We start from the raw sequence: 13970 nt of genomic DNA on the forward strand, positions 1-13970 counted from the left end.
GATTTGACCTGATCTCGTCTTCATTTTAGGAATTAAGTCTATCAAAGGCAAATGTTAGGTTTTTTAAGAAAAATTGGCTCTACCGAACCTAGGATGTAAAACGATTAAAAATTACAGGCTTAAACCCGATCGGGTTAAGCGATAGGAACTAAGCCTGGCTGCCCAGGCTTAAAATTAGGCTGTGTAGACAGCCTTTGTTCTTATAGAATAAGGCTTTAGCCTGTATTCATTTATTAATTTTACATGGCAAGTTCGGTAGAACCGAAAAATCCTCGAATTTTTGTGTCATTAAAGCCCAAGGAGAAAATTAAAAATGTTAGCTAAAAAAATGCAACTCATAACAACCGCCGCCGGGATTTGGATGGCCTTAACAGGAGTGAGTTTAGCGCAGAAATTTACCGATATTAACGGCAATCCCTATCAATCGGAAATTGAAAAAGCAGCCAATATGCTAATTGTTTCAGGGTTTCCCGATCAAACCTTTCGCCCTCAAGATTCAGTGACGCGAGAACAAGCAATTTCTATGATCGTTGATGGACTGAATACCCTTGTTGCCATTAATATTAACGAAAAACCCAAGAACCGAGTTCAACCTTTTTTAGACGTTGAGCAATCTCGCTGGAGTGCAGCTAAAATTAATTGGGCCCAATGGAATATTCTGCCCGAAGAAACCGCCACCGGAAATTTTAGACCGACTGACTACGTTACCAGAGCAGAATTACTGGGTTTTCTCCGTCGCTCAGCCGAACTTCTTAAGGCAAAACTAGAGAAAGAAACTGTTCTCAATGCCACCAAAAAATCTATTAACTTCTCCGATGTTTCAGGCTATAATCAACAGCTAACCAGGCAAATGTCTGCCTATTGTGGTATTGCGTCCCCTGTCAACGAAGAAGGAGAAAAATTTGCTCCCGATCAGCCAGCAAATCGTGATTACACTACTGCAGCCATTTTACGAACTATCAATTGTGTTCAAAACGATCCAAAGTAGTGTCATTTGTGCAGCTAAGTTCAAACGCCTTTTAAATGCGTTTTAGTAAGTCAGAAGTCAGTAGGGGCTTAATAATATTAAGCCCCTACATAATTTTTTTAAACTAAGTTAATCACAATAAGTCGTTTAAATGCACAACAGCTTTATATACAAATTTATATATAAATGAAACCTGTTCTCACTGTTTCTTTTTATATAAAACGTGCTTGCTTAAAGGATGTCCTACGGGTAATAAAGGATGATCAAAGTAATCAAAAAATGTCATCCCAATTTTTTCCATAACCCGACGAGAACGAACATTATTAGGCACCGTAAATGAGACAATTTCTGATAATTGTAATTGATTAAATCCATAATTCAGGACAGCTTTTGCTCCTTCTGTTGCGTAACCCTTTCCCCAATATTTATAAGCTAAACGCCAGCCAATTTCTACACAGGGCGTAAAATAAGTTTGAAAACGAGGAATATATAAACCAATAAATCCGATGAAAGTATTTTCATTTAATAATTCTACCGAAAATAAACCATATCCATGCTCTTGAAAATGTATTTTAATGCGTTCAACCAAACTATTACTTTCTTCTTTCGATAATAGTTTTGGCATAAATTCCATAACTTTTGGATCAGAACTTAAGCAAAAAAAAGGTTCTTTATCTTCTTCTTTCCATTCTCTTAATTTTAATCTAGGTGTTAAAATTTCTATCATTATTTTATTTACTTTGTATTACCAAAGATTTTTTAAAATAAATAATCTGTCTCACTTAATAATTTGAGATATAAGGTGGGCAATGCCCACCCTACAGTTATTTTAGCGAATGACAGGGGTTACGGTTTCTATTGGTTCAGATGGCATTTCTTGGGGTTTAACCTTGAGTTTTCCTTCTCCTTCTCCCGTAATTAAACGGGCCCCACGGCCACGGGTGAAATAATTCCAACCCCATTGCACCATCACCACCAATTTATTATCAAATTCAATGAGATAGTAAATATGGGCCCAAACCCAAATAAACCAAGCAAGAAACCCTGAGAATTTGGTAAATCCTAAATTAACCACCGCCTTATTCATACCAATGACCGCCATATTGCCATAATCATCATAGTGAAATGGGGGTAAGGACTCCCCTTGAAGGCGTTTTTTGATTAATTTAGCGATGTATGCTCCCTGCTGCATAGCCACGGGTGCAACCCCAGGTAAAGGCCGTTCCCCTTGGTGGGGAAAATTAGCTAAATCACCCAAAACAAAGATATCAGAGTAGCCTGGTACACTTAAATCAGGTTCGACGATCACCCGTCCGGCCCGATCAAGTTCGGCCCCTGTGCGTTCAGCCAAAACTTTACCCATTTTCGACGCTTTCACCCCGGCGGCCCATAAAATGGTACGGGAAGCAATTTGTTTGATTTGTTCCCCTTGACGCACTGTCACAATGTGGTCATTGATATCCGTGACCATAGATTGAGTTTGGACTGTTACGCCTAAATTTCTCAAGTCCTCAGCCGCTTTGGCCGATAATTCAGGAGGATAGGGAGGTAAGACCCGATCTAATCCTTCAATCAACAAAATTTTGGCTTCTTTGGAATCAATACTGCGAAAATCTCCACTCATCGCACTGTGAGCAATTTCCGCGATCGCCCCCGCTAATTCGACTCCGGTGGGGCCACCACCCACAATAACAAAAGTTAACCAAGCTTGACGTTTTACGGGATCAGTTTCCTTTTCCGCAGCTTCAAAGGCCATAAAAATGCGGCGACGAATTTCGATCGCATCTTCAATCGTTTTTAAGCCAGGGGCCAAAGTAGACCACTGATCATTGCCAAAATAATGATGACTGACTCCCGTGGCCAACACCAAAATGTCATAGGGAATGGGTTCATGATCGGCTAATATAACCTGTTTATTTTGAGGATCAAGATCAACGGCATGATCTAACAAAACCTTAGTATTTTTGTGCTGACGTAACACCAAGCGCAACGGGGAAGAAATATCAGCCGGAGACAAAATTCCTGTCGCAACCTGATAAAGCAGGGGTTGAAAAAGATGGAAATTTCGCTTATCAATGAGGGTAACTTCAACAGGGGTATGGTTGAGATCTTTGGCCGCATATAAGCCGCCAAAGCCACCACCGATAATTACAATTTTTGCTTGAGTTTCCAAAGATTGACTATTCATAACTGTTTTTGACTCCTTTTCAGTAACCTAAAGCCTCACCCTAGGTAGAGATTCCCTCATAGACAGTTTAAAGGGAATCCTAATTTAAGGAAGTAACGACAGTTACGGCCATAAAACCATCGCGCCAGGTTCCTTAAAAATGTTAGGATTGCGACAGAAGGAGAAACGTGATAACAAAAAAGGAACAAACGCTACATGCAAGAGTTTGACAAGTCAATATCTTTTGACGGACGGGATATTAGGCTCAAGTTAGGGTTGTTAGCCCCCCAAGCAGGGGGAGCCGTCTTAATTCAGTCCGGCGATACGGCGGTTTTGGTGACAGCAACCAGGGCAAAAGGAAGAGAAGGCATAGATTTCCTGCCCTTAATCGTAGATTATGAAGAAAGACTCTATGCCGCAGGGCGTATTCCAGGAGGGTTTTTACGGCGAGAAGGCCGTCCCCCAGAAAGAGCCATTCTCATTAGTCGTCTGATTGATCGCCCCCTACGGCCTCTATTTCCCAACTGGTTACGGGATGATATTCAGATCATTGCGACAACTTTGTCCATGGATGAAGAAGTTCCCCCCGATGTTTTAGCGGTCACAGGAGCTTCTATTGCCGTAATTCAAGCCCAAATCCCTTTTTATGGGCCAATGGCAGCCGTAAGAGTGGGATTAGTAGGGGATGACTTTATTATTAACCCCACCTACCGAGAAGTGGAAAATGGGGATCTTGATCTCGTGGTGGCCGGCAGTCCTGACGGCGTAGTCATGGTAGAAGCCGGGGCCAACCAACTCCCCGAACAAGATGTCATTGAAGCCATTGACTTTGGTTATGAAGCCGTCAGGGATCTCATTAAAGCCCAACAGGAAGTAATGGAAGAGTTGGGTCTGGAATTAACCAAGGCCGAACCCCCAGCCATCAATGAAGTGTTAGAAGGGTTTATCCGCGATCGCACGGCTGACTCCATTAAAAAAGTCCTGGTACAATACGATTTCGACAAGGCTAAACGGGATGCAGCCCTGGATGAAATTAAAGATACAGCCATAACAAGCGCGATCGCTGAACTTCCCGAAGAAGATCCGGTTAAAGTAGCAGCCACAGAAGAACCGAAAGCGGTTGGCAACCTCTACAAAGATCTCACCAAAAAATTAATGCGCTCTCAGATTATTAATGAAGGGGTTCGGGTGGATGGTCGTAAATTGGATGATGTACGTCCCATCTCCTGTCGTGTTGGCCTCTTACCTCCACGGGTACATGGTAGCGGACTCTTTAACCGAGGACTGACTCAAGTGCTATCCTTGGCGACTTTAGGAACCCCAGGGGATGCCCAAGATTTAGGAGATGACCTCCATCCCGAAGATGAAAAACGCTATCTCCATCATTATAATTTCCCTCCCTTCTCCGTTGGGGAAACCAAGCCCATGCGTTCTCCAGGACGACGAGAAATTGGTCATGGTGCCTTAGCAGAAAGAGCTATTCTCCCTGTCTTACCCCCAAAAAGTGAGTTTCCCTATGTGCTGAGGGTTGTCTCAGAGGTTATATCGTCTAATGGTTCAACCTCTATGGGATCGGTTTGCGGTTCAACCCTCGCTTTAATGGATGCTGGAGTTCCCATTACTAAGCCTGTTAGTGGGGCAGCGATGGGGCTGATTCGAGAAGGAGATGAGGTGCGTATCCTCACCGATATTCAAGGTATTGAAGACTTTTTAGGGGATATGGACTTTAAAGTCGCTGGCACCGATACCGGAATCACGGCCTTACAGATGGATATGAAAATTACGGGACTCTCTATGGAAATAGTAGCCCAAGCCATTAGACAAGCCCTTCCCGCCCGTTTACATATTCTCGAAAAAATGCTGGCCACGATCAGCGAACCCCGTACTGAACTGTCGCCCTATGCGCCCCGTCTGTTGACCATGAAGATCGATCCAGAAATGATTGGTCTTGTCATTGGCCCTGGGGGTAAAACCATTAAGGGAATTACAGAGCAAACTGGCTCTAAAATCGATATTGCTGATGATGGAACGGTGACGATCGCTGCTATTGAAGCGGAAAAAGCTGAAAGAGCTAAACAAATTATCTACAACATGACCCGGAAACTCAATGAAGGTGAGGTTTACGTGGGCCGTGTTACCCGCATTATCCAAATTGGAGCTTTTGTGGAGGTGTTGCCTGGCAAAGAGGGCATGATCCACATTTCCCAATTAGCCGAGGGCCGTGTGGGTAAAGTAGAGGATGAGGTAGCCGTAGGGGATGAAGTGGTGGTCAAAGTGCGCGAAATTGATAACAAAGGCCGTCTCAATTTGACCCGTTTGGGTATTCATCCTGATGAAGCAGCAGCAGCGCGTAAAGCGGCGGCTGTGGTTTAATCAGGTGATGGGGTGTAGGGGATTAGGGAAAAATTGAAAGAACAAGCACTTGTTTCTCAGCAAATAAGGGATTTCCCTCTTAAACAATGATCAGGAAATAGGGGTTTTTACCCCTATCCCCTAACACCTGACCCCTAACCCCTATCTACTCTTTAAGGGACTTGTCACCCCGTCAGCATCTTCACTCCCCGATAATTTTCTATGCGTACCATCCCAGAAATTAACGAAAAAATTCGTCAGCAAAAAGCCATTGTTTGGACAGTAGAAGAACTTAAAATCAGGGTTCAAGAAATTGGAGTTTCCCAAGCGTTTCAAGAAGTGGATGTCATCTGCACCGGAACCTTTGAACCGATGGAGTCATCAGGGGCCATGATTAACCTAGGCCATACTGACCCCCCCATCAAAATTCGTCAATGTTGGTTAGATGGGGTTCCCGCTTATGCGGGCTTTGGGGCAGTAGATTTATATATTGGAGCCACGGCCATGGTAGACTATCAGGCCGTTGGTGAGATAACCGAAAGTGATAACCGTCAGGGAAATGTCAATATAGAACGGGGTGGGGGTCATGTGATTGAGGATTTAATTGCAGGAAAACCCGTTACTCTCAAAGCCATTGGCCAAGTGACAGACTGCTATCCTAGAGCGTCTTTTGACACAAGTATTACCCGTAAAACCATTAATCAATTTTATTTATATAATCCTCGTAATCTTTATCAGAACTTTATTGTGGGGGTTAATGGTGGCGAGCGTCCCCTTTATACCTATCTCGGCCCTCTACAACCAGATTTAGGTAATGCGGTATATTCTAATCCAGGGGCGATCGCTCCGTTATTTAATGATCCTGATTTAGAATTAATTGGGATCGGGAGCCGCATTTTTTTGGGGGGTGGCATAGGTTATATTGCTTGGGAAGGGACTCAACATTTTCCTTTACAAAAACGTCTTGCTAACCGGACTCCTATTGGCCCTGCGGCAACTTTGGCCTTAATTGGAGATGCGAAAACTATGTCTTCTCAATGGGTAAGGGGTTGTTATTTTAATCATTATGGCCCCTCTTTAATGTTAGGGGTGGGAATTCCTTTTCCAGTTTTAGATCCGAAAGTAATTGAACATTGTGCTATTGGTGATCAAGAAATTGTGGCCCCGGTGGTGGATTTTTCGATTCCCCGTCGGGTACGACCTACTTTTGGATTAGTGAGTTATGCTCAATTAAAAACGGGTCGTATGACCATAGAGGGCCAAAGTGTCCGAGTTGCACCTTTAGCTAGTTTAGCCCTTTCTCGAAAGGTGGCCCAAGAACTAAAAACTTGGATAGAAAACGGACAATTTACCTTAACTGAACCCGTTGCATCTTTACCGAAAGATAGGGCATTTATGGCCCAAGATTTATGGGGATCTCAAATGACCCTTGAATAAGGATTTAATTGTTTTAAGAACATAAATTATTGGTTGATTATTAATGTTTTATCGTTAAAGAGAAGCTGTTCCTGTCCCTTGAAACATCAACCAAGATAAAAAGAAATTGACCACAAAGACGGCTAATAAAGAAGTCACAACTGCCGTTGTTGTAGACTGGCCCACACCTTTTGCTCCTCCGGTGGTTGTGAGTCCCCAACTGCAACCAATCACCGCAATTAAGCCACCAAAAGCAATCGATTTAATAATAGATGTTACCAAATCCCAAAGCTCAAGAAAGTTTTGGGCTGACGTTAAGAAAACTTGTGGAGAAATATCATATAATCCGTCAGAAATTAATAGTCCCCCGGCCATTCCCGTGAGCAAAGAAAGAATATTTAAAATAGGTAACATAACACAACAAGCGAGAACACGAGGAACCACTAAATAATCAATTGGGTCAGTTTTCAGCATATAAAGCGCGTCAATTTGTTCTGTCACCCGCATCGTCCCAATTTCCGCCGCAAAGGCCGAACCTACCCTTCCGGCCACCACCACCGCCGTTAAAACTGGTGCTAATTCCCTGGTTAATGCCAAAGCTAACACCCCTCCCACGGTAGAAGCTGCCCCAAAATGGATAAATTCCCTGGCCACTTGAATGGTAAACACCATACCGACAAATCCCGATGTCACTAAGGCAATGGTTAAAGATTCTGGCCCCACAATACTCATTTGTTCTAGGGTATTGCGTGGATGTATCCTGGTTTTAAGCAGATGAAAAAATACCTGGCCACCTAAAAGAATTGCCGCCAATAATCGCTCAAACCAGATACCAAGACCTCGTCGGGAATGGCTAGAATTTGTCATTGTGCCTCATCATCCATCAATACTCTTAGTTATATATGCCCCAAAATACTGGTTTCAAATAGACGGTTTCGCTCACGGGACTTTCTGAATTTCATCTGTCCCTCATTCTACAGCATTTGAGCTTTAATTTTGAGGGTTTGCGGGGGGGGATTGGTGCGTTATATTTCATTAACGCACCCTACAAGATCAGCGATCGCACTATCTAAATGCCTCAATTTGATCTAGATAAAGGCAGGTTTTCATCCAATAAAAATCCATTCATGCGACTTTTCGGATTTCATAATGATTTGCCATTAATTTTGTAGCAAATTGGAGACAGGCATAAATATCTTCTCTTGTTGAGAGGGAAGGATATTCTTCTAGGATTTCTTCAATGGAATCTCCTGCTGCTGGGGGGGCGACAAATAGGGTCAACAAGCTGACCGAATAATAGTTGCAGCCCTCAATACTTTAGCATAATAAGCCCGTTTTTGAGGAACTAAAGCTATCAATTGTTGAACTTCCTGGGCAAAAAATGCTAATGAATTAAGCCATGAATTAGCTTTCAAACCAATAGAAAAATTACTATTTCTTCGGTAACGGCGTTTTTCCCTGTCAACCCCTGATTATATCTGACTTCTGACTCTTGGTGTCGGCCCCCCAGGGAAATAAAAAACTTATATTTATAATAGTAGGGTAGGCAATGCCCACCCTACAGTTTTTGTAAGATTAATTTTCTGTGCTTAGCTTACTTAATAAAGAAATTATTTTTCTGCCGGTTCAATGCGAAATCTCTCCACAGAGGCCAATAAATCACGGGAAATTCCCACCAGATTTTGTAATGACCCCGCCACCCTTTGAGATTCTTGGGAGGTTTCTTGGGCAGTTAATTCCACCGACTGCATAACCTGGCCCACCGCTTTAGAATTTTCCCGTTGTTGAATAGTATCTCCTGTAATCGAACGAACGAGAGTATTAATATGGTTAGAGACTTCGATAATATCTTCAAGAGAGCGTTTTGCCTGTTCTGATTTATCCGTTACGTCAATTACCTGCTGAATTCCTTCTTCCATGGCAGTCATTACCGAACCCGTCTCACTTTGAATTTGTAGTACAATTTGTTCAATTTCCTTCAAAGATTTCGCGGAACGATCCGCTAACTGACGTACTTCATCCGCAACGATCGCAAAGCCCCGTCCCGCTTCTCCTGCTCTTGCTGCTTGGATCGAAGCATTAAGAGCGAGTAAATTGGTGCGTGAGGCAATTTGAGAGATCAAAGCCACAATTTTAGAAATTTCCTGAGATGCTTCCGCTAACCGTTTTACCTTACGGGTGGTTTCCGATACCGTTTCTCGAATTTGTAGAATACCCGCCACCGTGCGTTCAACTGCTTCACCCCCTTTAAGAGCCGTTACTGAGGAGGTATGAGCCACTTCTTCCGCTTCACGGGCATTTTCTGCCACCCGTTGAATGGATTCCGTCATCACCTGAACTGAGTTAAGGGTGACGGCCAATTCTTCAGCCATGCGTAGGGCATCACTCGAATTATTGCGGGCGAATAATTCACTATCCGTCGAACTTTGGTTAACCTGTTTCGCCGTACGTTTTACCTGGGCCACAATTTCTCGGAGATTATGAATAGTGAGGTTAAAGGCATCAGCCACTGCTCCTAATACGTCTGCTGTCACCTCCGCTTCTACGGTTAAATCCCCTCTAGCAGCCCCTTCTACATCATCCAGGAGACGAATTACTTGCCGTTGGAGATCTTCCCTGGCCTGTTCCGTTTCCGTCGCCCGTTGTTGGGCCTCACTGGTAGTAGTTAAAATAACACGAGCTAGTTGGTTAAAACTGGTAGATAACTGTCCTAATTCATCTTGGGAAATCACCGTCGCCTTAACATTGTAATCCCCCGCATACATGGCATCAAACTGAGCTTGTAAATCATCAATCGTGCGCTTGAGTTGATTGGTACTGATTAAGCCAAAAAAGAGAGTAGTTCCAAATCCAGTCAAACCACCCACTAACGCTAATAATAACCCAGGACTACCGGATTTAGACTTTTTCGGCATTGAGAGCGGTTCCGGTTCTGGGGAACCTTGAGGATTGGTTGGGTTAGTTTTGGCAGGAGTAGAAGGTTTTCCTGGTTTAGCCGATTGTTCAGAAGACTGAGGAGGAAAGACAACCTCTCCGGTTTTTGGTTTAGGAGTGGCCAGCCAAGCCAAACCACTGACCAGTAAAATCCCTAAAAACGAGACGACACCCGTGGTACCGGCCGCGATCCAAGGTTTATATTTGAGGGAGCCATTGACGAACCAGCCTAAATAGCCTGATGAGCCTTCTACCAAGGGTTTGATGAGCTTAGCGGAGCCAGTCGAAAGAGAGGTGGCAGCCATCTCATCAGGTTTCACCCAATTAACCGTGCCTGTGGTTTGTTCCCCTAAGAGATCTCCCGTTTTCAATCCCAGATCGCTACTCAGATCTCTAGTGGCCTCAGTGAACAGGTCAGAGTCTGGTAATTCAGCAGTGGCCTCAGTAAAATCAAAATTAGACAAATCCTCTAACTGATCATCCTCAAAACCCCCAAAATCATCGAACACAGGGTTTTGTTCTCGGAGTTGACTCGATGCCATCATCGGCGTTGCTTGAATGGTGGGTTCATCTTGTGAGGGATAACTTGACCAATCTTGGCCAGCTTTTGGGCCATCATTGTTATAGGATGACGAGGGTTGCCCATGGCTCAAAGGGGATTGCTTACCCAAAACTGGTTGATCTAACCCAGAGGATACCAGAAAAGTGTGGTCATCATCAGAGCCAGTATTGGCCTCAGTTTTGAGGTCTTCGTCATCGGAAAAGGAAAAATCTGGGAGATCATCTTCGTCAAGTTCGGGCCAAGCTTGATCCGTTGGCGAAGTGGGGTTAGGTTGATGGGGAAAAGGATTGATCTCGCTTAGGGTCGAAAATGGGTCTACCGCCATCTCAAAGGTCGTTTCTCCCCCATTATCAGCCGACTTACGGCCCTGAGATGCTTCTTGCCCAATGGTGGGTTCTCCTAAATCATCCTCATTAAAGACGGCACTATCCCAGTCCAGTCCATCGAGATCAAAATCATTGCCCCAGTCTGTTTGGCCTTCGTTGTTTGGCCATTCATGGCCATTCGTATCCTCAAGGGCAAGCTCTTTTTCCTCTGGGTTAAATAGGGCGGCCCCTTCATTCGTTCTGTTTTCCGTGGCTGTCTGAGTCAAGTCAGAGCCACCTGATTGGTCTAATAATTGTTCGGCTTGTGTTAGTCCTTGGTTGGCACATTCCAGTAAATCTTTACGTTCTGTTCGTTGGAGAACAGATTGATATTGTTGACAGGCGGTGTCATATTTACCGAGACTAAAATAAATGTGACCCCGTAGTAAAAGGACATCGGGATCTTCAGGAAAGGCTTCTGCCATTGGCTCCATTAAGGTCGCCGCTTCTTCATAGTTTCCCTGTCCATAAGCCACATAAGCTTCATTATATAATTTTGCGTAGTCTGTCCCTGATGCCATTGCCTCTCTCCTTTGTCGTGAATCTGGTCAGTTATGAGTTATGAGTTATGAGTTATTTGTATTGGTATCAATAAACCGTGAGTGACTGTTCCCTTAAGCTGCCCATCGGGCTGAACGTAAAATTGCTACATGGTCTAACAGCCTTAAAATTTGTTTCCTATCTTCATTGAATACCCACTCCCCTTGGACATAGGGCGCAATATGATCCGCCACATTGGTTGGGGGTTGTAACTGTTCACCATTGAGCCATTCCATATCCCCTAATTGATCGATAGCTAAGCCTAAAATGGTTTCTTGTTCCTCCACGGCAATCACGGGAATTTCTGGGCGATCGGTTCTTAATGGGGTAGGATTGCCAAGAAATTGTCCCAGATCCGCCACCCAAATCACTTGACCTCTTAAGTTAAGGGTGCCTAATAGCAAGGGGGACGCATTGGGAATGGGGGTAATGCGATCAGGGGTTTGTTGCATTACCTCCCGAATGGCAACGGCCGGTAGAGCAAATTCTTCCTGAGAGGGAAGATGAAAGCGTAAATGCAATTCTCCTTCAGGGGTTTGCAAGGCCTGAATCTCTGGGGAGATATCTTGACCGTTTCCTGTCACAAATTCTGGATTCCCAACCATGTTTTTTGTCCCTTAGCTTAATCAGTGTTTGTTTATTGACGTAGGAGTTGTTGAATCGTCCCAATGAGTTCAATATCTTCAAAGGGCTTGGCAATATAAGCATCTGCTCCCTGTTTCATGCCCCAATAGCGATCAAATTCTTCCCCTTTGGAAGAACACATCACCACGGGAACATTTTGGGTTTTGGGATCAGATTTGATCCGACGACAGACTTCATAGCCATTCATTTTGGGCATGACAATATCTAAGACAACGAGATCGGGACTCGATTGTTGAATACTTTCCAAGGCTTCTACCCCATCCCCCACCACAACGACATTCCATCCATTCTTTTTGAGGATGCCGGAAATCATTTCTTGCTGCACTGGGCTGTCTTCTACCAGTAAAACTGCTCTCATAAGGTTTTCTCTAATTGCTGAGTTAATAAAACATCAGGTTCGGCTCACTGATGAATAACGCTTTGGCGAATTCTGGTTAGGGAATTCTGAGGGTTAATCAGGCCAGTTGTTTGATAGATTGATCCCATAATTGAACCTTTGAACTCAGAGAGTTCTCAGGGTTAGATAAATTAACTAATGGTTCACTATTTCAGTCCCCAAGTGTACATACTTAATTTGCCCAAATTTTGTTGGAAAAGAACATTGTCCCTGGGGAAAAATTTTTCTCTTCATTGGCTTAACTGTCAGTTTCAAGCTGGACATATTTTTCAATGAGCAGTAATAACTCTTGTTCCCTAAAAGGTTTGGTGAGATAGTCCGTTGCCCCTACCATGCGCGCTCTAATGCGATCGGTAAATCCTTCTTTCCCTGTGAGCATAATGATCGGTGTGGCGCGAAACCGACTCGAATGTCGCAACATGGCACAAATTTCGTACCCATCTAATTTGGGCATGGCAATATCACACAAAATCAGATCGGGGTTTAACTCAAAGACTAAACTTAATCCGTCTAAAGGATCGGTAATTAAGGAAGTTCGGTAGCCGTTTTTACTTAAAATCCCTTCTACGGTTTTGCCAATGGTTAAATCATCATCAAAACAAACAATATGAGGCAACTTACGGGTTTCTTGTCCTTCCCAGTTGGTAGTCAGTTTGGGAGAGTCAGGGTTAGGAGAAGCTACCACCTGTAACCAACCCCGTTCAATGTAAGGATAAACGCCTTTGGCCAAGGTTCCTAAATCTCTTTGTAAATAACGTGAGAGTTGGCGCAGGGAGGTTTTGCCGTCGGCCCAATGTAGTAATTGTTCATAAGCTTTTTCTGGTAAGGCTTCCCGCAATTTGTCTTCATGAGCGATCGCCAGACATTGTTGAGGACTTTGCAAATGAGGATGTAATTGTTTCCATTGTTGGACTTCTTTCATCATCTCAGTGACTAAGGGGGCAATTTCTAGACTGGTTAGTAGGGGATCTAAGGCCACACCCATCTCAAAAATAAAAGCCCCTTGATGTAAGCTAAGTAAATCAAATAAGGTTTCATGTACCATCTGTTGAATGATACAGCGGCCTTGATCGGGGGTGATCAGATTGCGTTTAATTAACTGCCAAAGATAAGCATATTCGAGATCATTGTTGGTGCTGATAGTTCCTAACTCTAGCTTGGGTAGGGCAATCTCTTGTCGATAACGATATAAATATTCTTGTAAACGACGACAAGGACGATTCTCCCCATTAGTGGTATAGACAATTTGCCCATTGACGAAAAAAACGAGCCAAAATGTCCGCTGACCATCAACCTTAGGGGTTGAGCTATGGGGTTCCTGGGTTTTTTCCTGAAAATTTCTTAATTCTCCCGAAGTTGTTGGCTCCGCTTCTACTAAGAGTTCTCCCGTGCGCTGCCCTAATTCAATGAGTTGCAGGATACTACGAAGATCAATTTCATTTAACGTTCCCTGCATAATTACTTAACATGATAATTTTGAACTCTTGGGAGAAGAGCGTTACCCTGAAGCCCCAGGCATCCCCCACTTTCTTTTAGTTTAATGGAGATGGGGATAGGGACATTGTGAATAACTATTAACCGACTCACAAATTTTGGTGAGAGTCTTCTCGTAAAAACAGTTGTGA

11 protein-coding genes are annotated in these 13970 nt (G+C 43.7%); 3 read left to right on the forward strand and 8 right to left on the reverse strand.

The window, feature by feature from the left end; all coding sequences use genetic code 11:
• Positions 1–313 precede the first annotated feature (313 nt).
• The gene (locus tag VB715_RS02785) at positions 314–988 is read left to right on the forward strand and encodes an S-layer homology domain-containing protein (protein WP_323299659.1); all 675 of its coding nucleotides are present in this window, start codon (positions 314–316) and stop codon (positions 986–988) included.
• Between the two features lie 178 nt (positions 989–1166).
• Here VB715_RS02785 and VB715_RS02790 read toward each other — a convergent pair whose 3' ends face one another.
• Together VB715_RS02790 and VB715_RS02795 are read right to left on the reverse strand one after the other, a co-directional pair.
• Complete coding sequence (locus tag VB715_RS02790; protein WP_323299660.1) at positions 1167–1694, reverse strand: GNAT family N-acetyltransferase; 528 nt, start codon at positions 1692–1694, stop codon at positions 1167–1169.
• Between the two features lie 102 nt (positions 1695–1796).
• Entirely contained in the window at positions 1797–3155 is a 1359-nt protein-coding gene (locus tag VB715_RS02795; protein ID WP_323299661.1) for an NAD(P)/FAD-dependent oxidoreductase, read from the reverse strand.
• 195 nt (positions 3156–3350) lie between these two features.
• Between VB715_RS02795 and VB715_RS02800 the strand changes: the two genes are divergently transcribed.
• Positions 3351–5507, forward strand: a complete 2157-nt coding sequence (locus tag VB715_RS02800; RefSeq protein WP_323299662.1) for a polyribonucleotide nucleotidyltransferase — start codon at positions 3351–3353, stop codon at positions 5505–5507.
• A 201-nt stretch (positions 5508–5708) separates the two neighbouring features.
• Entirely contained in the window at positions 5709–6923 is a 1215-nt protein-coding gene (locus VB715_RS02805) for a homocysteine biosynthesis protein (protein WP_323299663.1), read from the forward strand.
• A 54-nt stretch (positions 6924–6977) separates the two neighbouring features.
• On the opposite strand, the gene VB715_RS02810 is transcribed toward VB715_RS02805, so the two are convergent.
• The 6 genes from VB715_RS02810 to VB715_RS02835 form a co-directional block, all read right to left on the reverse strand.
• Positions 6978–7769: an MlaE family lipid ABC transporter permease subunit gene (locus VB715_RS02810; RefSeq protein WP_323299664.1), complete on the reverse strand. Its 792-nt coding sequence runs from the start codon at positions 7767–7769 to the stop codon at positions 6978–6980.
• 258 nt (positions 7770–8027) lie between these two features.
• The gene (locus VB715_RS02815; RefSeq protein WP_323299665.1) at positions 8028–8183 is read right to left on the reverse strand and encodes a DUF433 domain-containing protein; all 156 of its coding nucleotides are present in this window, start codon (positions 8181–8183) and stop codon (positions 8028–8030) included.
• Between the two features lie 329 nt (positions 8184–8512).
• A complete protein-coding gene (locus tag VB715_RS02820) occupies positions 8513–11284 on the reverse strand; it encodes a methyl-accepting chemotaxis protein (RefSeq protein WP_323299666.1) in 2772 nt (923 codons plus the stop codon).
• Between the two features lie 93 nt (positions 11285–11377).
• On the reverse strand, positions 11378–11908 hold the full coding sequence (locus tag VB715_RS02825; protein WP_323299667.1) for a chemotaxis protein CheW: 531 nt from the start codon (positions 11906–11908) through the stop codon (positions 11378–11380).
• Between the two features lie 32 nt (positions 11909–11940).
• Complete coding sequence (locus VB715_RS02830) at positions 11941–12306, reverse strand: response regulator transcription factor (protein ID WP_323299668.1); 366 nt, start codon at positions 12304–12306, stop codon at positions 11941–11943.
• A gap of 277 nt (positions 12307–12583) precedes the next feature.
• A complete protein-coding gene (locus VB715_RS02835) occupies positions 12584–13801 on the reverse strand; it encodes a response regulator (RefSeq protein ID WP_323299669.1) in 1218 nt (405 codons plus the stop codon).
• Between the last annotated feature and the right edge of the window lie 169 nt (positions 13802–13970).

This window comes from Crocosphaera sp. UHCC 0190 (genome assembly GCF_034932065.1).
Classification (GTDB): Bacteria; Cyanobacteriota; Cyanobacteriia; order Cyanobacteriales; family Microcystaceae; genus UHCC-0190.

Bases quoted from the DNA above. Each gene is read 5' to 3' on its own strand.
- VB715_RS02830 (WP_323299668.1), bottom strand. From the start codon at position 12,306: ATGAGAGCAGTTTTACTGGTAGAAGACAGCCCAGTGCAGCAAGAAATG.
- VB715_RS02820 (WP_323299666.1), bottom strand. From the start codon at position 11,284: ATGGCATCAGGGACAGACTACGCAAAATTATATAATGAAGCTTATGTG.
- VB715_RS02800 (WP_323299662.1), top strand. From the start codon at position 3,351: ATGCAAGAGTTTGACAAGTCAATATCTTTTGACGGACGGGATATTAGG.
- VB715_RS02790 (WP_323299660.1), bottom strand. From the start codon at position 1,694: ATGATAGAAATTTTAACACCTAGATTAAAATTAAGAGAATGGAAAGAA.
- VB715_RS02795 (WP_323299661.1), bottom strand. From the start codon at position 3,155: ATGAATAGTCAATCTTTGGAAACTCAAGCAAAAATTGTAATTATCGGT.
- VB715_RS02810 (WP_323299664.1), bottom strand. From the start codon at position 7,769: ATGACAAATTCTAGCCATTCCCGACGAGGTCTTGGTATCTGGTTTGAG.
- VB715_RS02835 (WP_323299669.1), bottom strand. From the start codon at position 13,801: ATGCAGGGAACGTTAAATGAAATTGATCTTCGTAGTATCCTGCAACTC.
- VB715_RS02785 (WP_323299659.1), top strand. From the start codon at position 314: ATGTTAGCTAAAAAAATGCAACTCATAACAACCGCCGCCGGGATTTGG.
- VB715_RS02805 (WP_323299663.1), top strand. From the start codon at position 5,709: ATGCGTACCATCCCAGAAATTAACGAAAAAATTCGTCAGCAAAAAGCC.
- VB715_RS02825 (WP_323299667.1), bottom strand. From the start codon at position 11,908: ATGGTTGGGAATCCAGAATTTGTGACAGGAAACGGTCAAGATATCTCC.